Origin of the sequence: Acidovorax sp. JHL-9, assembly GCF_000426205.1 — a bacterium.
Classification (GTDB): domain Bacteria; phylum Pseudomonadota; class Gammaproteobacteria; order Burkholderiales; family Burkholderiaceae_C; genus Acidovorax; species Acidovorax soli.
Genome location: NZ_AUEX01000011.1, coordinates 46,380 through 67,241 on the forward strand (window position 1 = coordinate 46,380; position 20,862 = coordinate 67,241).

19 protein-coding genes are annotated in these 20,862 nt (G+C 66.6%); 17 read left to right on the top strand and 2 right to left on the bottom strand.

What is annotated here, in order from left to right; genetic code table 11:
• The first annotated feature begins 7 nt into the window (after positions 1-7).
• The 9 genes from mnmC to K225_RS0109040 all read left to right on the top strand — a co-directional run bounded on the left by mnmC (position 8) and on the right by K225_RS0109040 (position 9,809).
• Positions 8-1,930, top strand: a complete 1,923-nt coding sequence (gene mnmC / locus K225_RS0109000; RefSeq protein ID WP_026436089.1) for an FAD-dependent 5-carboxymethylaminomethyl-2-thiouridine(34) oxidoreductase MnmC — start codon at positions 8-10, stop codon at positions 1,928-1,930.
• Between the two features lie 243 nt (positions 1,931-2,173).
• Positions 2,174-2,977 carry a sulfite exporter TauE/SafE family protein gene (locus K225_RS0109005; protein WP_026436090.1) on the top strand — a complete coding sequence of 268 codons (804 nt, stop codon included), beginning with the start codon at positions 2,174-2,176 and terminating at the stop codon, positions 2,975-2,977.
• A 15-nt stretch (positions 2,978-2,992) separates the two neighbouring features.
• Entirely contained in the window at positions 2,993-4,789 is a 1,797-nt protein-coding gene (locus K225_RS0109010; RefSeq protein WP_026436091.1) for a nitrite/sulfite reductase, read from the top strand.
• 15 nt (positions 4,790-4,804) lie between these two features.
• Entirely contained in the window at positions 4,805-5,200 is a 396-nt protein-coding gene (locus K225_RS0109015) for a DUF934 domain-containing protein (protein WP_026436092.1), read from the top strand.
• Complete coding sequence (locus tag K225_RS0109020; RefSeq protein WP_026436093.1) at positions 5,197-5,835, top strand: phosphoadenosine phosphosulfate reductase family protein; 639 nt, start codon at positions 5,197-5,199, stop codon at positions 5,833-5,835. The genes K225_RS0109015 and K225_RS0109020 overlap by 4 nt, the downstream gene beginning before the upstream one ends.
• Positions 5,836-5,853: 18 nt before the next feature.
• Positions 5,854-6,813 (top strand): sulfate adenylyltransferase subunit CysD, encoded by a 960-nt coding sequence (cysD, locus tag K225_RS0109025; RefSeq protein ID WP_026436094.1) that lies wholly within the window; start codon positions 5,854-5,856, stop codon positions 6,811-6,813.
• Positions 6,813-8,183 (top strand): sulfate adenylyltransferase subunit 1, encoded by a 1,371-nt coding sequence (locus K225_RS0109030; protein WP_026436095.1) that lies wholly within the window; start codon positions 6,813-6,815, stop codon positions 8,181-8,183. The genes cysD and K225_RS0109030 overlap by 1 nt, the downstream gene beginning before the upstream one ends.
• A 104-nt stretch (positions 8,184-8,287) precedes the next feature.
• Positions 8,288-8,617, top strand: a complete 330-nt coding sequence (fdxA, locus tag K225_RS0109035; protein WP_026436096.1) for a ferredoxin FdxA — start codon at positions 8,288-8,290, stop codon at positions 8,615-8,617.
• A 154-nt stretch (positions 8,618-8,771) separates the two neighbouring features.
• Positions 8,772-9,809, top strand: coding sequence for an NAD(P)/FAD-dependent oxidoreductase (locus tag K225_RS0109040; protein ID WP_026436097.1), 1,038 nt, complete (start codon positions 8,772-8,774; stop codon positions 9,807-9,809).
• Positions 9,810-10,050: 241 nt separating this feature from the next.
• Here the strand turns inward: K225_RS0109040 and thiD are convergent, their stop codons facing one another.
• Positions 10,051-10,905, bottom strand: a complete 855-nt coding sequence (gene thiD / locus K225_RS0109045; RefSeq protein ID WP_026436098.1) for a bifunctional hydroxymethylpyrimidine kinase/phosphomethylpyrimidine kinase — start codon at positions 10,903-10,905, stop codon at positions 10,051-10,053.
• Between the two features lie 241 nt (positions 10,906-11,146).
• Here thiD and K225_RS0109050 point away from each other — a divergent pair, with 241 nt between their 5' ends.
• The 4 genes from K225_RS0109050 to K225_RS0109065 are packed head-to-tail and all read left to right on the top strand — an operon-like array spanning position 11,147 to position 14,195.
• Entirely contained in the window at positions 11,147-12,256 is a 1,110-nt protein-coding gene (locus tag K225_RS0109050; RefSeq protein WP_026436099.1) for an FAD-dependent oxidoreductase, read from the top strand.
• A complete protein-coding gene (thiS, locus tag K225_RS0109055; protein WP_026436100.1) occupies positions 12,253-12,450 on the top strand; it encodes a sulfur carrier protein ThiS in 198 nt (65 codons plus the stop codon). Before K225_RS0109050 ends, thiS begins: the two co-directional genes overlap by 4 nt.
• A 13-nt stretch (positions 12,451-12,463) precedes the next feature.
• Complete coding sequence (locus K225_RS0109060) at positions 12,464-13,273, top strand: thiazole synthase (protein WP_026436101.1); 810 nt, start codon at positions 12,464-12,466, stop codon at positions 13,271-13,273.
• On the top strand, positions 13,266-14,195 hold the full coding sequence (locus K225_RS0109065; protein ID WP_026436102.1) for a thiamine phosphate synthase: 930 nt from the start codon (positions 13,266-13,268) through the stop codon (positions 14,193-14,195). Before K225_RS0109060 ends, K225_RS0109065 begins: the two co-directional genes overlap by 8 nt.
• A gap of 95 nt (positions 14,196-14,290) precedes the next feature.
• On the opposite strand, the gene K225_RS0109070 is transcribed toward K225_RS0109065, so the two are convergent.
• On the bottom strand, positions 14,291-16,471 hold the full coding sequence (locus tag K225_RS0109070; RefSeq protein ID WP_081679636.1) for a hypothetical protein: 2,181 nt from the start codon (positions 16,469-16,471) through the stop codon (positions 14,291-14,293).
• Positions 16,472-16,521: 50 nt separating this feature from the next.
• Here K225_RS0109070 and K225_RS0109075 point away from each other — a divergent pair, with 50 nt between their 5' ends.
• The 4 genes from K225_RS0109075 (at position 16,522) to K225_RS0109090 (ending at position 20,836) form a co-directional block, all read left to right on the top strand.
• Positions 16,522-18,045, top strand: coding sequence for a 3-hydroxyacyl-CoA dehydrogenase (locus tag K225_RS0109075; protein WP_026436104.1), 1,524 nt, complete (start codon positions 16,522-16,524; stop codon positions 18,043-18,045).
• A 19-nt stretch (positions 18,046-18,064) separates the two neighbouring features.
• Positions 18,065-18,844, top strand: a complete 780-nt coding sequence (locus K225_RS0109080) for an oxepin-CoA hydrolase, alternative type (protein WP_026436105.1) — start codon at positions 18,065-18,067, stop codon at positions 18,842-18,844.
• Between the two features lie 162 nt (positions 18,845-19,006).
• Positions 19,007-19,726: a Crp/Fnr family transcriptional regulator gene (locus tag K225_RS0109085; protein WP_026436106.1), complete on the top strand. Its 720-nt coding sequence runs from the start codon at positions 19,007-19,009 to the stop codon at positions 19,724-19,726.
• Positions 19,727-19,750: 24 nt separating this feature from the next.
• Entirely contained in the window at positions 19,751-20,836 is a 1,086-nt protein-coding gene (locus K225_RS0109090; RefSeq protein WP_026436107.1) for a phosphotransferase, read from the top strand.
• Positions 20,837-20,862 lie beyond the last annotated feature (26 nt).

Below are 20,862 nucleotides of genomic sequence, written 5' to 3' on the forward strand. Positions count from 1 at the left end.
CCGCCCCATGTCCGAACCCATTGACTGGCTCCCGGACGGCACCCCGTTCAGCCCCCGCTTCAGCGACCGGTACCACAGTGAAAACGGTGGACCGGAACAGGCGCGCCAGGTTTTCCTGCACGGCTGCGGGCTACCTGCGGCCTGGGCCGGGCAGGCCCAGTGGCGCATTCTCGAAACCGGGTTCGGCTTCGGGCTGAATTTTCTGGTCACCTGGGCGGCATGGCGGGCCGATGCACAGCGTCCGCGCCTGCTGCACTTCATCTCGACGGAGGCCTGGCCCATCGGTGCCGCTGATCTGCTGCGCGCTGCCTCGGCCCATCCGGCACTTGCGCCCTTGGCCCAGGAACTGCACGACCAGTTCTGGGGACTGTTGCCCGGCGTGCACCGTCTCACGTTTGATGGCGGGCGCGTGCTGCTCACGCTGTGCGTCGGTGACGCGCAAACGGTGCTGCGCCAGCAGGAATGGACCGTGGATTCAGTCTATCTGGACGGATTCAGCCCCCAGCGCAATCCGGAACTCTGGAACCTGCATACGCTCAAGGCCGTGGCGCGCTGTTGCCGCCGAGGCACGCGCCTGGCCACCTGGACCATTGCGCGCTCGGTGCGCGACGCCCTCACGCAATGCGGCTTCAATGCAGAGAAGGTGGCGGGCGTGCCGCCCAAGCGCGACAACCTGCAAGCCACCTTCGATCCACGGTGGGAGCCGCGCACTTCGCGCACCGCCCCTGCCCACACCGTGCACACGGCACCGGCCCGCTGCATGGTGATTGGCGCAGGCCTGGCAGGGGCCGCCACGGCAGCCAGCCTGGCGCGGCGCGGCTGGCAGGCGCAGGTGCTGGACATGGGGGATGCACCAGCGGCGGGGGCCTCCGGACTGCCGGTGGGCCTGTTCGCCCCCCATCTGTCGCCGGACGACAATGTTTTCTCGCGCGTGTCGCGCAGTGGTGTGCGCGCCATGCTGCAGCAGTCGAAGGCGCTGTTGCAGCAGAGTGTGGACTGGAATCCTTGCGGCGTGCTGGAACGCCGGCCCGAGCTGAACCTGGGCCTGCCCGAAGGCTGGGAACAAGGCCCGGGTGCCGACTGGAGCCGGGCAGCCAGTGCGCCCATTCTGCAAGCCGCCGGCCTGGCGCAAGACACCCCCGCCTGCTGGCATGCAAAAGCGGGCTGGGTGCAACCCGCCCGCCTGGTCCGCGCATTGTTGGCGCAGCCCGGCATCGAGTGGTGCCCCCGCACGCTGGTAGCGCGCCTGCAGCGCAGCCCCGGGACCAACGGCTGCGCCACGGGGCAGTGGCAGGCACTGGATGAGCACGGCCACGCCGTTGCCGAGGCTGAATGCGTGGTGCTGGCTGCAGGCCCTGCCTGCAATGCGTTGCTCGCGGCCTCTTCGGCGCCCGCCCTGGCGCTGCAGTCCGTGCGTGGCCAGTTATCGTGGGGCTTGCAAGACCCGGGTGCCACTGCCCTGCCCCCTTTTCCGGTCAACGGAAATGGCGGACTGGTCGCCCATGTTCCGCGAGAGGTGGGCCTTGCCTGGCACATGGGCTCCACCTTTGAACGGGATGTGGACGCCCTGCCGCTGACTCCCGCAGAAGCGGCTTCGGCCCATGCCACCAACTGGCGGCGCTTGCAGGAATTGCTGCCCGGCGCGGCACCCACGCTGCAGGCGGCGTTTGCCGGCACATCGCCCTCGGATGCCGCGGCCGTGCGCGCCTGGGCCAGCGTGCGCTGCACCTCGACCGACCGCCTGCCCATCGTCGGCCCTGTCGATGCCCAATCCCTGCCCGGCCTGTGGGTTTGCACCGCCATGGGTGCTCGCGGGCTCACGCGGGCCGTGCTGTGCGGCGAGCTGCTGGCCGCGCTGTTGAATGCAGAGCCGCTGCCGCTGGATGCGCGCCTGGCACGTGCCATGGGCACGGAGCGGCTGGAGAAGTGAACAGGGTGCTGCGCGCCTCCCTGGAGCCACCAAAGGCGGGCCAGCGCCTCAAGCGCCTTCACGCCCGCACAGGCAGGGCGGCACATGCACGGAGGCTGCTGGCCCGGGCCGGAGAAAGAACAAGGCCAGCGGCGGCATCAAACCCGCGCAACCCGCGCCACAGCTCGTGCATAAGCTTATTCGCATAAGGGCAGCACGAAACAATCGTTTGTTTTCATAAGCTGCACCTCTACAGTCGCAGCCATGCATGATTTCGCGTTCATTTTTGCGGGCTTTGCCGTCGGGCTCATCGTGGGCCTGACCGGTGTGGGCGGCGGCTCGCTGATGACGCCCGTGCTGATCTTCTTCTTTGGCGTGAAACCCCACCTGGCCATTGGCACCGACCTGCTGTTCGCGGCTTTCACCAAGATGGGTGGCACCGTGAGCATGGCGCGCCAGCGCCTGGTGCCCTGGCGCGTGGTGGGCCTGCTGTGCGCAGGCAGCATTCCGGCAGCACTGGCTGCGTTGTGGCTGCTGCACCGCATGGGGCCGGCCACGGCGCAGGCGCAGCACCTCATGACCAGCACGCTGGGCATTGCCCTGCTGCTCACGGCCGCGGCCACCGCCTACAAGGTGCTGGTGTTCTCGGCCCAGCGCCAGGCTGCCGAACTGGCCGCGCGCCGCGCCAACGCAGCCAATGCCGCAGAGCCCCGCCACTGGAGCCTGCCGGTGCTGCTGGGCGCCGTCATCGGCACGCTGGTCACCTTTACTTCGGTCGGCGCCGGCGCCATCGGCGTCACCGTGCTGCTGCTGGTGTTTCCGCACCTGCCGCTGCCGCGTATCATCGCCGCCGACATCGCCTACGCCGTGCCGCTCACGCTGGTGGCGGGCCTGGGCCATGCGTCGCTGGGCTCGGTCGACTGGCCGCTGCTGGCGCAATTGCTGGCCGGCTCGCTGCCCGGCATCTGGCTGGGCTCACGCCTGGTTTCACGCACCCCCGAGCGCCTCATCCGCTCGGCCCTTTCCGTGCTGCTCGCCTGGGCGGGCGCCAAACTCGTTTTGATTTAAGAGGCTCGTTGCCCCATGTACCAATACACCTCATTCGACAAGCAATTCGTCAAACTGCGCGCCGAGCAGTTCCGCGACCAGATCGAACGCTGGCAGCGCGGCGAACTGACCGACGAACAACTTTTGCCGCTACGCCTGCAAAACGGCTGGTACATCCAGCGCTACGCCCCCATGGCGCGCATTGCCGTGCCCTACGGCGAAATCAGCAGCACGCAGTTGCGCACGCTGGCCCACATTGCGCGCGAGTACGACCAACCTGCACCGGAGTTGCTGGCGCATGCCCAGGCCACGCAGGACGCATTGCAGGACGCGCAGCCCGGCACCACGCTGCCGGCAGCGCCGCTGCGCTATGGCTACGGGCACTTCACCACGCGCACCAATGTGCAGTTCAACTGGATTCCCATCACCCGCGCCGCCGATGTGATGGACCTGCTGGCCAGCGTGAGCATGCACGGTATCCAGACCAGCGGCAACGACATCCGCAACATCACCTGCGACGCGCTCGAAGGCATCGCCGAAGACAGCATCGTCGATACCCGACCGTTTGCCGAAATCACGCGCCAGTGGAGCTCGTTGCACCCCGAGTTCAGCTACCTGCCACGCAAGTTCAAGATCGCCTTCAATGGTGCGGAAGAAGACCGCGCCGCCACCGGCTGGTACGACATCGGCCTGCAGGCGCGCCGCGCCGAGGACGGCAGCATAGGGTTCACGGTGAAAGTGGGCGGCGGCATGGGCCGCACGCCCATCATCGGCAGCGTGGTGCGTGAATTCCTGCCCTGGGACCAGTTGCTCAACTACATCGAGGCCGTGGTGCGCACCTACAACAGCTACGGCCGGCGTGATAACAAGTGGAAGGCGCGCATCAAGATCCTCGTCAAGAGCGAAGGCCAGAACTTCATCGACGCGGTGGAGAAGGAATACAGGGACATCGTCGAACTTGATGGCGCGCCCCACACCATCACGCAGGCCGAACTCGACCGGGTGACCGCCAATTTCGTGGTGCCCGCACTGCAAGCCGCCAACCTGCCATCCAAGGTCAACACGCAGGGCCAGCTGTACCAGCGCTGGCTGCAGCAAAACGTGCGCGGCCACCGGCTGCCGGGCCTCAAGACCGTCACCCTGTCGTTCAAGCGCCCTGGCTTTGCCACCGGCGACGCCGACGCCGCCACGCTGGAAGCCCTGGCGCAACTGGCCGAGCAGTTCAGCGCCGCAGAGGCGCGCCTGACGCACGAGCAGAACCTGATGCTGCCCTGGGTGCATGAAAGCGACCTGCCCGCGCTGTACGACGCGGCACGCGCACTGGGCCTGGCGCAGCCCAACATCGGCCTGCTGACCGACATGATCATCTGCCCCGGCGGTGATTTCTGCTCGCTGGCCAATGCACGCTCGCTGCACATCGGCGCGGCCGTCACCGAGCGCTACCAGGACCTGGACGAGCTGTTCGACCTCGGCCCCATCGACCTGCACATGAGCGGCTGCATCAACAGCTGCGGTCACCACCACAGCGGCCACATCGGCATCCTGGGCGTCGACAAGGACGGCAAGGAGTGGTACCAGATCACGCTGGGCGGCTCCGACGGCACCACGCTGTCCGGCCCCGCGATTGGCGGCAAGGTCGTCGGCCCCTCGTTCACGGCCGCCGAAGTGCCCGACGTGATCGAGGCCCTGCTCGCCACCTTCCGCGCGCTGCGCAAGCCCGGCGAGCTGTTCATCGACGCGCTGCGCCGCATTGGCCACGAGCCCTTCAAGCAGGCCGCCAACGCCGCGCGCCACCCCAAGGCCGACCAGGAAGCCCTGGCAGAACAAGACTGAGAGCGATTGATGACCATGAAAATAATAGCTGCTGGCGTTTTACCAACGGGCGCTGAAGCCGAGAAAACCTTGCAAATCCCCAACGACGCCGACCTGGCCGAGCTGGCAGCCAACGGTGCCCTCGAAGGCGTGCAGCGCATCGAGCTGCAGTTCCCCAAGTTCACCGACGGCCGCGCCTACAGCCAGGCCTTGCTGCTGCGCCGGCGCTACCAATTCGCCGGCGACATCCGTGCTACGGGCGATGTACTGATCGACCAGCTGGTGCACATGCACCGCAGTGGTTTCAGCAGCGCCGTGCTGGCCGAGGGTGTGGACGCCGCTGCCGCCGAGCGCCAGTTCGCGCGTTTTGGCGGCTTCTACCAGGGCGATGTGAACGAACCGCGCCCCCTGTTTGCACGGGAGGCGGCATGAGCGCTTCCGTGAACAGCAGCATCGACCTCGCGCAGGTCAATGCCACACTCGGCCACGATGCCCCCGGCCTGGTGGCCTGGGCGCTGGGCCTGGGCCAGTCTTCCATCGTCACCACCAACTTCCGCCCGTTCGAGGCGGTGATCCTGCACCTCGTCACGCGCGTGCAGCCCGATGTGCCGGTGGTCTGGATGGACAACGGCTACAACACCGAGGCCACCTACCGCTTTGCCGATGCGGTGACGAAGCAGCTCGGCCTGAACCTGCAGATTTACCTGCCGCGCCGCTCGCGCGCGCACCGCGAAGCCGTGGAAGGCCCCACGCCCGCGCTCGACGACCCGCGCCACGCCGCCTTCACCGAAGAGGTCAAGCTCGAACCCTTCACCCGCGCACTGCGCGAGACTGCGCCCAGGGTGTGGTTCACCGCGCTGCGCGCCACCGACACCGCCGTGCGCGCGCAGATGGAACCGGTGAGCATCAATCCCGACGGCCTGATCAAGGTGGCACCGCTGCTGCACTGGTCGTCCAGGGACCTGCACGAATACTGCGTGAAGCACGGCCTGCCCAACAACTTCGATTACGTGGACCCGACCAAAGGTGAAGACAACCGCGAGTGCGGCCTGCACATTGCCCACTGACCCGCCACGGAGCCGACCATGAACGCCCGCACAGACGCTGCGCTGCTGCAGAAGAACGCAAACAGCCCCATGAGCTACCACCTCAACAACTCGCATCTCGACGCCCTGGAAGAAGAAACCATCTTCATCCTGCGCGAAGTCGCCGCCGCCTTCGAGCGCCCTGCCCTGCTGTTCTCGGGCGGCAAGGATTCTCTGGTCATGCTCAAGTGCGCCGAAAAAGCCTTTGGCGCAGGCCGCATTCCTTACCCGCTGCTCATGATCGACACGGGCCACAACTTCCCCGAGGTCACGGACTTCCGCGACTTCCGCGCAAAAGAACTGGGCGCCGACCTCATCGTGCGCAGCGTCGAGGATTCGATGGCGCGCGGCACCGTGCGCCTGGCCCACCCCGGCGAATCGCGCAACGTGCACCAGTCCGTCACGCTGCTGGAAGCGATCGAGGAATTCCGCTTCGACGCGCTGATCGGCGGCGCCCGCCGCGACGAGGAAAAGGCCCGCGCCAAAGAGCGCATCTTCAGCCACCGCGACAGCTTCGGCCAGTGGCAACCCAAGGCCCAGCGCCCCGAACTGTGGACGCTGTTCAACACGCGCCTGCAGCCCAATGAGCACTTCCGCGTGTTCCCCATCAGCAACTGGACCGAGCTGGACGTGTGGCAATACATCGACCGCGAACAGATCGGCCTGCCCAGCATCTACTACACCCACAAGCGCCCGGTGGTGGACCGCAAGGGCCTCTTGATGCCCGTGACCGAGCTGACCCCGCCGCGCGACGGTGAAGTGGTGGAAACACGCGACGTGCGCTTTCGCACCGTGGGCGACATCACCTGCACCGCACCGGTGGAGAGCACCGCCGCCACACCGGCCGATATCGTCATCGAGACCCTGGCCGCCGACGTGAGCGAGCGCGGCGCCACGCGCATGGACGACAAGACGAGCGACGCTTCGATGGAGAAGCGCAAGAAAGACGGGTATTTCTGATGACTACTAATTTGATAGCCGACACCTCTGTAGTGGCAGGCGCCGCAGTCAAGAACGACCATATTTCCGCGCTGAAGTTCATCACCTGCGGCAGCGTGGACGACGGCAAGAGCACGCTGATCGGCCGCCTGCTGGTGGACAGCAAGGCCGTGCTGCAGGACCACCTGGCCGGCGTGCAACGCCAGGGCGAGACCGACCTGGCCCTGCTGACCGACGGCCTCAGCGCCGAGCGCGAACAGGGCATCACCATCGACGTGGCCTACCGCTATTTCGCCACCGAAGCGCGCAAGTTCATCATTGGCGACGCGCCGGGCCATGAGCAGTACACGCGCAACATGGTCACGGCCGCCAGCAGCGCCGACGCCGCCGTGGTGCTGGTGGACGCCACCAAGCTCGACTGGCAGAACCCCGGCCTGCAGCTGTTGCCGCAGACGCGCCGCCACAGTCTGCTGGCGCACCTGCTGCGCGTGCATTCGCTGGTGTTCGCCGTGAACAAGCTCGATGCGGTGGAAGACCCGGCGCTCGCCTGGAAGCACATCCAGGGCGCGCTGCAGGCCTTTGCGCAGGCAGCGGGCATCACCGTGCGCGCCACGGTGCCCGTCTCGGCCCTGAAGGGCTGGAACGTGGTGGACGCCCATGCCGGTTGGTGCGGCTATGACGGCCCCACCCTGCTCCAGGTGCTCGAGGAACTGCCCAACACCCCCGCCGACACAGCGCTGCCCCTGGCCTTCCCGGTGCAGTGGGTCGAGAAGTTCTCGTCGTCCTCCGACACTTCGCAGGGCCGCCGCGTGTTCTGGGGCCGTGTGGCCGCAGGCAGCTTTGCACCCGGCGCCGCCGTACAGATCTTCCCGAGCGGCCAGCTGGCCACTGTGGCCCAGGTGCTGGACCACGCCCGCCGCCCCCAGGACGTGCCCGCAGGCACCAGCGCCGGCATCATCCTCGACCGCGAGGTGGATGTCTCGCGTGGCGACTGGATCCTGGCGGCCCCCACGGCAGCTGCCGCTCCGGCCACCGAAGACGACTTCGGCGACACACCCGCCGCAACGCCTGCCTGGCCCGCCAGCCGCGAGCTGCGCACCACCGTGGCCTGGATGGACGACGAGCCCCTGGTGGCAGGCCGCGTGTACTGGGCCCTGCACGGCCACCGCTGGGTCAAGGCCAAGGTGAAAGCTGTGGTGCACAAGCTCAACATCAACACGCTGGCCGAAGAGCCCAGCACGCAGCTGGACCCCAATGCCATTGGCCATGTTCAGCTCGTGCTGCAAGAGGCCATTCCGGCCGCTGCGTTCGGCCAAGCCCGCATCCTGGGATCGCTGATCCTGGTGGACACGGCCAGCCACAAAACTGCCGGCGCCGTCCTGGTCAATTGATATGTCTCCATGCCCTGAATCCACACTGATTTCAGGGCACCTTCAATCTCGTCGGTGAAAGCTTTTAAAATCGAGGGTTTCCACCGACCCACACAACTCCTGCCATGACCCACGTCGTTTCCGAAAACTGCATCAAGTGCAAGTACACCGATTGCGTGGACGTGTGCCCCGTGGACTGCTTCCGCGAAGGCCCGAACATGCTCGTCATCGACCCCGACGAGTGCATCGACTGCGCCGTGTGCATCCCCGAGTGCCCGGCCAACGCCATCTTTGCCGAAGAGGACCTGCCGGCAGACCAGATCGCCTTCATCAAGCTCAACGCCGACCTGGCCTTTGCCGACGGCTGGAAGAGCATCACCAAGCGCAAGCCCGCCCTGCCCGATGCGGACGAGTGGAATGGCAAGCCCGGCAAGGTCAAGGACCTGGTGAAATAATGCCCACCGCCCTGTGGCGCTGCGCGCCTTCCCCCTTCTCTCGCGCTGCGCGCGGTAAGGGGAACGCAGCCAGTGCGACGGGGCAGCCCTTGCACGGCGGCCCGGGTCTGGGCGAGGCCCGTTGCATGGGCTCCCTGGTTCATTGAGTTCGGGAATGCCCTGCACCGACGCCATCGTCATCGGCGCTGGGCCCGTTGGGCTTTTCCAGGTGTTCCAGCTCGGCCTGCAGGGCCTGCGGGCCCATGTCATCGATGCACTGCCCCACCCCGGCGGCCAGTGCGCCGAGCTGTACGGCGACAAACCCCTCTATGACATTCCCGGCATCAAGGCCTGCACCGGACACGAACTGGTGCAGCGCCTGCGCGCGCAGATCGAGCCCTTCGCTCCCACCTTCCACCTCGGCCAGCAGGTGAGCACGCTGCAGGCGCAGCCGGAGGGCGGCTTTCTTGTGGGCACCGCGCAAGGCACGCAGCTGCAGGCCCGCACCGTGTTCATCGCCAGCGGCGTGGGTGCGTTCGTGCCGCGCACGCTCAAGCTGCCCGGCCTGGAGGCCTACGAGGGCGGCCAGCTGCGCTACCGCCTCGATGAAGGCACCCACCTCGCCGGCCAGCGCGTGGTGGTGCACGGCGGCGACGAACCCGCCGTGCAGCAGGCCATCGCCTGCGCCACCGCTCCCGAGGCCTTGCGCCCGGCCCGCACCACGCTGCAGCACCGCCGCGACGTGTTCGACGCCCCGCCCGCCCTGCTGGACCAACTGCAGGCCCTGCGCGCGGCAGGCCGCATCGAGGTCGCCATCGGCGTGGCCAGCGGCATTGTGGAAGAACAAGGACGCCTTGCGGCGCTGGAGCTGACCACCCCCGAGGGCACTCCACTGCGCCTGCCCCTGGACCTGCTGCTCGTGCGCCTGGGCCTGGTGCCGCGCCTGGGGCCGATTGCCGAATGGGGCCTGCAGCTGGAACGCAAGCAGCTCGTGGTGGACCCTGCCACCTTGGCCACCAGCACGCCCGGCATCCACGCCGTGGGCGACGCCATCACCTACCCCGGCAAGCGCAAGCTCATCCTGAGCGGCTTCCACGAAGCCACACTCGCCGCCTTCGGAGCGGCCGAGTGGCTGGCAGGGCACAAGCTGCCGCTTGAATACACCACGAGCAGCGAGAGGTTGCAGAAGCTGCTCGGGGTCGCGGGGGACTGACTGCGCGGATTTTTCCGTTGCGGTGGAAGCCCGGCCAGACTTCCCAAGCCCCGCAGAAACAGAGGATATCCACCCCCTGGTGGTCGGCAATGATTGCCAACGGTCTTGCAACAGGCCTGAACTTGGAAGACATTGCAGAGCCGGCTGCACGAGGTTTTCCGTGGCGGCATGCTCGACATGCATCTGGGCCGAGCTGCTGGCGCTGTGACCACCAGCGCTTGCCTATAAAGCACTGGTGTCATCAAACCCGCAACACCATCTGCGCCACCGGTGCATAGCCGTGGTTCAGCGGCCCGTGGCCCTGGCCGGTGTGCACGTCGGCGCCGGCCGCAATGGCCCCCAGGATATAGGCGCGGGCCTTTTCCACGGCCTGCGGCAGGGCATGCCCCTGCGCCAGAAACGCGGCCATGGCGGACGACAGCGTGCAGCCCGTGCCGTGGCCGTTGTGGGTGGCGATGCGGGCGCTCTCAAAGCGCTTGCGCTGGCCCGCCTGCGTGGCCAGCAGGTCCACCACGCGCTCACCCTTCAGGTGCCCGCCCTTGAGCAGCACGGCGGGCGCGCCCAGGCCCAGCAGATCCTGGGCTGCGTCTTCGAGGGCGTCAATGCCGTCGATCGCGCGGCCCAGCAGCAGGGCCGCTTCGTCGAGGTTGGGCGTGACCACCTCCGCCAGCGGAAATAGCTCGTTCACCAGCACCTGCACGGTCTCGCTGGCGATCAGCCGGTCGCCGCTGGTGGCCACCATGACCGGATCGAGCACCACATGGGGAAGACTGTGGGTGCGGATGGCCTGCGCCACCATACGCACCACCTCGGGCGACGCCAGCATGCCGATCTTGACCGCGTCCACGCCGATGTCCTGCGCCACGGCATCGATCTGGGCGCGCAGCATGTCGGGCGGCACCCCATGGATGCCCGTAACGCCCAGCGTGTTCTGGGCGGTGATGGCGGTGATGGCGGTCATGCCGTAGCAGCCCAGGGCGCTGAACGTCTTGAGGTCGGCCTGGATGCCCGCGCCACCACCACTGTCGGAGCCGGCAATGGACAGCACGCGCACGTAGCGCGGCTGCGGGGAATCGGAACGGGATGGAATGGTCATGGCAAAAATTATGGCCTATGCGCCAGGTCAATCCGGGGCGCAAAAGGATATGCTGTAATGCCTGCCTACGGACGAAACAGGGGTGTCCCGCCAGCTTGGCGCGCGACTGAGAAAGACCCTGGAGCCACTCAACAGCCGCTTCGGCGCTGGGCTCCGCTACCCGATCCAGGTCATGCTGGCGTGGGGAGTTTCCAGCAACGGCACAGCCCCGTTTTGTCCTCCTGTTGCCACAGAAGGACGCATGAACCCCCAACCTTCCTCCATTGTCATTCTGGGTGCCGGCCTCATGGGCCGGCTTCTGGCCGTTGAACTGGCCCGCCAGGGCCACGCCGTCGAAGTATTCGACAGCGGTGGACCAGCCGCCGAGCATGCCGCCGCGCCCATCGCCGCCGCCATGCTGGCCCCGCTGGCCGAGTCCGCCGTGACCGAACCGGGCGTTGTGCGCATGGGACAATACTCGCTCCCGCGCTGGCGCGAAATGCTGGCAGCGCTGACGCAACCGGTGTTCTTTCAGCAGGAAGGCACGCTGATCGTCTGGCACCGCCAGGACGCCGCCGAGGCCCAGCGGCTGCAGCGCCTGCTGCAAACCACCCAGGCCACCATTCCCGAACTGCCCGCGATGCAGGTGCTCGACAGTGCCGGCGTGGCCGCGGCCGAGCCCACCCTGGCGCACCGCTTCATGCAGGGGCTGTACCTGCCCGGTGAAGGCCAGCTGGACAATCGCCAGCTGCTGGCCACGCTGGTGCATGAGATGGGCCGCCTGGGAGTGCGTTGCCACTGGCACACACCCCGCGATCCGGATGAATTCTCTCCGGGCACCCCCGGGCAGGCCGACTGGCTGATCGACTGCCGGGGTCTGGGCGCACGGGGACAGTGGAGCGCCTTGCGCGGTGTGCGCGGAGAGGTGGTGCGCGTGCACGCGCCCGAGGTCACGCTGCAGCGGCCCACGCGCGTGGTGCACCCGCGCTACCCCATCTACATCGCACCCAAGGAAGACCATATCTTTGTCATCGGCGCGACCGAAATCGAATCGGAAGACCTTTCACCGGCCAGCGTGCGGTCCACGCTCGAACTGCTGAGCGCGGCCTATGCCGTGCACACCGGATTTGCCGAAGCCCGCATCGTGGAGATCGCTACCCAGTGCCGGCCCACATTGCCCGACAATCTGCCGGCGGTTCGCCAGCCGCGCCCAAGGGTGCTGGAAGTCAACGGCCTGTACCGCCATGGCTTCATGATTGCCCCGGCCATGCTCGATGTGGTGCTGGAGCTCATGGCCACCGGCCAGTCGCCGCTGGCCTCCCGTTTCGATCTTGCCTTGCCCACCGGAGACGACAAGCGCGCGGCCCCATGAAAATCCTGATCAACCAGACACCCCACGAACTGCCGGACGGTGCCACAGTGGCCGATGCCATCACCACCGTGGCGGCGCGCCCACCCTTTGCCGTCGCGGTCAACACCGTCTTCGTGCCCAACACCCGCTATGCCGAACAGATGCTGCTGGCAGATGACCGGGTGGAAATCATCTCTCCTGTGACGGGTGGCTGACACCCCGCTTGCCATGACCTCATCCCCTTGCGACGACGCCCTGGTTCTTTACGGCCAGCCTTTCACCAGCCGGCTGCTGCTGGGCACGGCCCGCTACCCGTCTCCGGCCTTACTGGAGGCCGCCGTGCAACGCGCACGCCCGGCCATGCTGACCGCATCACTGCGCCGCCAGGGCAGCCACGGCGCCGAGGCGGGCAACAGCTTCTGGGAGCTGCTGCGCCGCCTGAACGTGCCCATCCTGCCCAATACCGCCGGCTGCCACAGCGTGCAGGAGGCCATCACCACATCGCGCATGGCCCGCGAGGTGTTCGACACCCCCTGGATCAAGCTGGAGCTGATCGGCGACGACTACACGCTGCAGCCCGACACGCTCAACCTGGTGGAAGCCGCCGAGCAACTCATCAAGGACGGTTTTCAGGTACTGCCCTATTGCACCGAAGACCTGGTGCTGTGCCAGCGCCTCGTGGACGTGGGCTGCCAGGCCGTGATGCCCTGGGCCGCCCCCATCGGGACCGGGCGCGGGCCCGTCAACCCCTATGCGCTCCAGCTGCTGCGCGAGCGCCTGGATGTACCGTTGCTGGTGGACGCGGGCCTGGGCCTGCCCTCGCATGCCTGCCAGGTCATGGAATGGGGTTACGACGGCGTGCTGCTCAACACCGCCGTGGCATTGGCGCAAGACCCCGTGACCATGGCCGGCGCTTTTGCCGATGCGGTGCAGGCCGGCCGGGCCGCACGCCGTGCCGGCGCCATGGCCGCCCAGGACACCGCCCAGGCCAGCACCCCGGTGCTGGGCACCCCTTTCTGGCACCACGCCCATGAGTGATGTCCACACCATGCTGCAAGAAATCTTGCTGCACCACGCCAGCGCGTTTCCCGGTTTTCCGGCGCAGTCCACACCGGCGACCACATCGCCCGATCCCGTGTACCAGGCGGCATTACAGGCCTGCAGCGCCCTCGGATTCCTCGCCCACGATGCAGAGTGCGCGGCCCGTGCATGGCAGGCACGCACGGTGCGCACCGGCCGGTTCGCCGCTGCGCCGTGGCCCGACGAACCGCAGGACTATGGCCTGCAGCCCCTGCTCCGGCCCCACTCCTTTGCACCGTGCCCCCGGCAGCTCGGCCTTTATGCCGTGCTGCCCGATGCAGCGTGGGTAGGCCGCATGGCCCGGGCCGGCGTTCCCACGGTGCAATTGCGCTACAAATCCAGCGATACCGCCGCCGTGGCGCGCGAGGTGGCCGCCGCCGTGCAGGCCGTGCAGGGCACGCAAGCGCTGCTGTTCATCAACGACCATTGGCGCCAGGCCATCGAGGCCGGCGCCTATGGCGTCCACCTCGGGCAGGAAGACCTCGATGCACTGCTGCCCGCCGAGCTGCAAACCTTGCAGGCATCGGGGCTGCGGCTGGGTGTCAGCACGCACGGTTACGCCGAAATGCTGCGCGCCGATGCCGTCGGTCCCAGCTATATCGCCATGGGGGCGATATTCCCCACCACGCTCAAGAAAATGGCCACGGCGCCCCAAGGCCTGGGCCGGCTGGCGGCTTATGCGCGCCTCATGCGGGAGTATCCACTGGTTGCCATTGGCGGCATTGGCGCCGATCAGTTTGGCGAAGTGCTGGGCACCGGCGTAGGCTCCATCGCCGTGGTGCGCGCGCTCGTCAATGCACCCGCCCCCGAAGATGCCGCGCACCAGTTGATGGCACGCTTGGCCGCCGTGCACAGCCCCGCAGCAGGGACCGCTGGATAGATGGAGATTGGCGGAGCATGGTGGTTGCACCGTGTCGGCAGACTGCGGTGAACGGGATTTTCAACCGGCCGTGCCACGCAGCGCCCGGCCCCTGATCACGCCTTGGGATCGGTCTTGCGCTGTTCGCGTTCGAGACGCAATTCCATCAGGTCGCTGGCCATGCCAAAGCCAACGGGCTGGTCCGGACGCGGCGCAGCAGTGACCGGAACAGGTGGCTGATCGCTCAGCGTGAGATGCGGAGGCTTGGAAAGATCCAGGTCCAGCGCCGGCTGCGGTGCATCCAGGCCTGCGCCGGGCGACAAGGCGGTATTGCCGGGCAACCCTGCCGATGGCGCATGCGGGCCAAAATCAGATGCGCGGCTGGCGGCGAACGAATCCAGAGGCAGGCCGACGGCAGGAACCGGGGATTGGCCAGCGGCAGGCACGGACGCCGCACGGTCCAGCGGCGATGCAAGCGGCGTGGTGCGCAAACGCGGAGGCGGTGCTCCGCGGGCACTTGCCGGAGTGGTCTGGGCGATGGCCAGCAGCAGCAGCAGATCGTCAAACGCAGCCAGATCAAACGGGGCCACTGCGGCACTGCCATCACGCCGGAAAAGCAACTTCTCGAGCAACTGCACCACGGACGACGAAGTCCACTCGGCCTCGATGGCGGCCAGCGCATCGGGGTAATCCTCCAGGGTTCTGCCCTTGTGGCTGAACGCTGAAAACGCGGGAACCTGCACATTGAAATGGCGACTGAACTGTTCGCGCAAGCGGGAAAAATCATCCGACCGGCCCAGCTTGTGGTACAGCCACAGGAGCTCCTGGTAGGCCGAAGGCGAGGTTTCCTGATGGTCTGCGATGTAACGCTTCATCACCTCCACGGCCTGCTCGTGCTCCCCCACGGAGACAAAAAATTCGGCCTGTTGCTGGATGTCAAAAAGCTCCTCCGGGTTGACGATTTGCGGGGAACTCTCGCGGAGAAAACCAGCCGCTGCGACCGGTGCCAGCGTCTGTGCACGCTCTGGCGTGGCGGGTGCGGGTGTCTCGCTCGAACTGAAGGGCTCCGTTTCCGAAGGCAGGATACAGGTATCTTCGCCCAACGGGGAAGACTCTTCGGATGCCCTGGTGCCCTGGGGGTGCGGCCTCAGGCCATGGGGGTCGTGCGCACCGGCATCGCTGTGCTGGGTGCTCAACGCCACCGAATCGCGCCAGGCCCGCATGGCCAGCTGGGCATCGCGGCGCGCCCGGGTCCAGACCCAGGCCAGCAGGACCGAAACCAGCGCCAGCAAGGCCAGCAGCACGTAAACAACGCCTGCAGGAAAGCGCTGGCTCTCAATCAATGCCAGCCGCTGCTGCAACTCCGCCACCGAAAGGCGCTCGGCGGTTGATTTGGCACGCAATGCAGCCATTTCGGCCTCCAGCGCGCGGACACGTTCGTCGTCTCGCTGCACCGCTTCCAAGGGTGTGTTCAGCGCCTTCCAGGCCACCGCTGCTTCTTGCCGTTGCGATGCCGAAGACTGGGCTGGCACGGCCCCCATGTCGGCCGAAGGCCGCAGGGCAACCGATGGTTCGGCCAAAGCATCCAGCGGCTCCATGACCAAGCGTGAGCGCTCCGGCACGGGCGGCGGCGCGACAGCCTTGGCAGTGCGCGCTTCGTTTTCAGTTGCTTTGGGCGCAACCACCCGGGGGGGGCGCGGTGGCGCAATCCGGGCTGCTGGCTTGACGGCCGGGGGGTTGAGAGGTGCAGCAGCCACAGCCTCACCCTGTTCTCTGGGTTCGACCGGCGCTTGCGCACGGCGGCGCGCGGCAGGTGACGACACGCTGCGGTCTGCGCCTGCGCCGGAATCACGGGCTACGGCTGGGGGAGCCGACGCCAACTGGTCAATGTTCACGACGCGACCCGGCACATGCGCCACCGGCAGATCGGCCAGAAAAGTGTAAGTACGAGTGACATTGCCCGAGCAACCCGCCGACACCGTCACCGTGACGACAGGCTCGTTCACCGAACCTGCCACCTGCACACGCACCGCAGACGAGTCCACCAGGGGAGTTACCCGGATCTTGTTCTCGGCGACAGCGGAGTCACCAAATGCCACGTCGGCCGTGATGCAGGACGAAGCCAGGTCCGCACCGGCATCGGGCTGCACACCAAAAGCGAGATCCACCGGAGCACCGAGGATGACAGATCCCCGGCTTTGCCCCAGCGAGATGGCCGTTGCACCACTGGCAACCAACCAACACCCGAGTCCGAAAATGAATTTACGTATTTTCACAAACGTTTCTTTTTTTGGCATGGTTATTTTTGCACACAAGTGCCTTGAAACGCCACCGCCATAATGCCGCCATGAAAAATCAGTTTTCCACCATAGGCATCGTAGGTGCCGGCGCCATGGGCCGAGGCATAGCACAGATAGCAGCCCAGGCCGGCAGCCGGGTTCTCTTGCTGGACATGCAACCGGATGCCGCAGAGTCGGCCCGCCAAAGCATTCAGGCCCAATGGCAACGCCTGCTGCAAAAAGGGCGAATTTCCAGTGAGCAGATGACCCACTGGGCCAGTCAACTGCAGCCCGCAGCCGCCGTGGCCGATCTGGCTTCCTGCGACCTGGTGATCGAAGCCATCGTGGAGCGGCTGGATGCCAAGCAGGCACTGTTCAAACAACTGGAAGCCGTGGTGGGGCCGCAGGCCGTGCTGGCCACCAATACATCGTCGCTGGCAGTCACCGCCATCGGCGCAGCCTTGCAACGGCCCGAGCGGCTGGCAGGTTTTCACTTCTTCAACCCCGTGCCCTTGATGAAGGTGGTGGAGGTGATCGGCGGGCTCAAGACGGCCCCCGCGGTGTGCGAGGCGCTGGCCCAATACGCACGCCAGATGGGACACACCCCGGTGCAGGCGCAGGACACCCCGGGCTTCATCGTCAACCACGCCGGACGTGGCTTCGGCACCGAGGCCTTGCGCATCGTCAGCGAAGGCGTGGCCGATTTCGCCACCATCGACCGCATCCTGCGCGACCAGGCGGGTTTCAAGCTGGGGCCCTTCGAGCTCCTGGACCTGACAGCGCTGGATGTGTCCCACCCGGTGATGGAATCCATCTACCACCAGTATTACGAGGAACCGCGGTTTCGCCCCAGCGTCATCACAGCGCAGCGTCTGGCGGGCGGAATGCTCGGCAAGAAAGTGGGCGAAGGGTTTTATCGCTACGAAAACGGCGTGGCGCAGATTCCCACCGAACCAGCTGCGCCCGAAGTGAGCAGCATTCCGCCGGTCTGGGTGTCGCCGCGCGCCGCCCGGCGCGCCGAGCTTTACCAGCTGCTCAAGGACCTGGGCGCCTCAATCGAAACGGGCACCTCGCCCTCACAAACAGCCATCTCGCTGGTGGCTCCGCTGGGTTTCGACATCACCACCGTAGCCGTGGTGGAGCGCCTGGATCCCGCCCGCACCATCGGCATCGACATGCTGATCGACGACGCAGCAACGCGGCGGCGGGTGCTCGCCACCAATCCGGCCACGCGCGTGGACATTCGCGATGCAGCCCACGCCCTCTTCGCCCGCGACGGCAAGGCCGTCAGCGTGATCCGCGACAGTGGTGGCTTCGTCACCCAGCGCGTGGTGGCCACCATCGTCAACATTGCCAGCGACATCTGTCAGCAGCAAATCTGCAGCCCGCGTGACCTGGAAACCGCTGTCACGCTGGGACTCGGCTACCCCCTCGGGCCGCTGGCCATGGGCGACCGCTGGGGCCCCACCAACATCCTTGAAGTGCTGTTCAACATGCAGACGGTGTATGGCGACCCACGGTATCGCCCCAGCCCCTGGTTGCGCCGGCGAGGGGCCATCGGCCTGAGCCTGGCACACGTTGAAGAGCATTAACCCCTGTCTGCACCACCCCATGCCCGCACAACTTCAAGCCGCCCGCGAGGGCCAGACCCTGGTTCTGACACTCCGCAACCCGGAGCTGCGCAACGCCATCGACCCGGTCATGTATGCCGCGGGCATCGAGGCACTCAACGTCGCAGAAAGCAGCACCGAAGTGCGCAGCGTCGTCATCACAGGAGCGGACGGCATGTTCTGCTCGGGTGGCAACCTGCTGCACCTGCAAGCCACCCGGCAGGCCGACCCGCAGGTGCAGGCGCAAGGCATCGAAGGCCTGCACAGCTGGATCGAAACCATTCGCGCCTTTCCCAAGCCCGTCATCGCAGCGGTCGAAGGCGCAGCGGCAGGTGCCGGCTTCTCGCTGGCACTGGCGTGCGACCTGGTGGTGGCAGCCCGCAATGCGGTGTTCGTGATGGCCTACAGCAACGTAGCCCTCTCGCCCGATGGAGGCGCCAGCTGGAGCCTGGCGCAGGCACTGCCGCGCCAGCTGGCCACCGAAATCCTCATGTGCGGCGACCGCATTGCGGCAGAACGCCTGCACGCCCTGGGCGTCGTCAACCGCGTGGCCGAGCCGGGCAGCGCCCTGGCGACGGCGCTGGCGCTGGCCGATCAGCTCAACGCACGGGCGCCCAACGTACTGTCCAGCATCAAGGAACTGGTAGCCGAAGCGCCCCACAAAACGCTCTCCACGCACCTGGCCAGCGAACGCGACCACTTTGTGAAGAACCTGCACCATGCCAACGCGGGTGCCGGTATCGCGGCATTTCTGGAAAAACGCACGCCGAGATACGAATAGCCGCCCGCCCCCTCACCCATCCACGCACCCCCGGCGCCCCACAAGGCTTCGGGGGGTTTTGCTTTCTGCAAAGGCCGCAGACACGCAGGCGACACCCCTGACGTCAGGCGTCCGTCCCTCACGCGACAATGAACCGGTTTCCAGTCACACACAAGACAGGCCATGGACGACCCGATTCTTACCATTGATGAACGTGAAGCGATCAACTCCGGTCGCTGGTTTTCTTCTCTTTCACCTTCCCTGCGCCACGACATCCTCCGATGTGCATACGTCAAACGCTTCAAGGACGGCGGCCTCATCGCCGCCCGGGGCGACCCGCCCGAGGAGTGGATTGCCTGCGCGCGCGGTGCCGTGCGGGTGAGCTCCACCTCCATCTCGGGCAAGCAGATCACGCTGACCTATGTGGAGCCAGGCATCTGGTTTGGCGATGTGGCGATCTTCGACGGGGATCGGCGCACGCACGATGCCTATGCGCACGGCGACACCACGATCCTGTGCGTGGCCAAGGCAGACTTCAAGAAAATTCTTGCGGCGCACACCGAGTTCTCCGAAGCCATGCTGCGCCTGCATGCGCGGCGCATCCGGCAACTCTACGGCCTGGTGGAAGACCTCAACACCCTGCCCCTTCGGGCGCGGCTGGCCAAGCAACTGGTGCATCTGGTGCGCAGCTACGGCATTCCCAGCCTGTCCGATGGCAGCGAGATGCGCATCGGACTGCAACTGGCGCAGGAAGAGCTGGCGCAACTGCTGGGCGCATCGCGCCAGCGGGTGAACCAGGAACTCAAGGCCATGGAACGCGAGGACGCGATCCGCATCGAGCCGGGGGGTCTGGTGGTGCGCGATCGCGCTGCACTCATGCGCATTGCCGAAACCGACAACTGAAGCACAACCAACGCCTCGCCATCCATGAGCAACTTTGACCACTTCGTTGGCACCCGGCCCGTCTCCGACCAGCACGCGTTCGACATCGCCACGCTGAGCGCCTGGCTCGCGCAGAACATGGAGGGCTTTGCCGGCCCCCTGACCGTGGAGATGTTCAAGGGCGGGCAGTCCAACCCTACCTACAAGCTCAACACGCCCACCGCCAGCTATGTGATGCGGGCCAAACCCGGCCCCGTGGCCAAGCTGCTGCCCTCGGCCCATGCCATCGAGCGTGAGTTTGCGGTGATGCGCGGCCTGCATGGCACCGACGTGCCCGTTCCGCGCATGCATGTGCTGTGCGAAGACGAGTCGGTGATTGGCCGCGCCTTTTATGTGATGGAGTGCATGCAGGGCCGTGTGCTGTGGGACCAGTCCCTGCCCGGCATGTCGCAAGCCGAACGCGGCGCCATCTACAACGAGATGAACCGCGTGATCGCGGCGCTGCACACCGTGCAGTTTGCCGACCGGGGCCTGGCCGGCTACGGCAAGCCCGGCAATTACTTCGACCGCCAGATCGGCCGCTGGAGCAAGCAGTACGTGGCATCCATCACGCAGCCCATTGCCGAAATGGACAAGCTCATGGAATGGCTGCCCGCAAACATGCCCGCCAGCGCGCGGGATGAAAGCAAGGTTTCCATCGTGCATGGCGACTACCGCCTGGACAACCTGATGTTCCACCCCACCGAGCCGCGCGTGATCGCCGTGCTGGACTGGGAACTGTCCACGCTGGGCCACCCGCTGGCCGACTTCAGCTACCACTGCATGAGCTGGCACATTCCGGCGGCAATGGGCCGCGGCATTGCGGGGCAAGACCTTGCCGCCCTCGGCATTCCCAGCGAAGACAGCTACATCCGCCGGTACTGCGAGCGCACCGGAATCACCACGCCCGAGGCGCTGCGCGCCGACTGGAACTTCTACATGGCCTACAACATGTTCCGCATCGCGGCCATCCTGCAAGGAATTGCCAAGCGCGTGGAGGCGGGCACCGCCTCCAGCGCACAGGCCAAGGCCTCGGGCGACACGGCGCGGCCGATGGCCGAGCTGGCCTGGTCGTTCGCGCAGCGGGGCTGAGGACGCAACACGGGCACAGGCGCCAT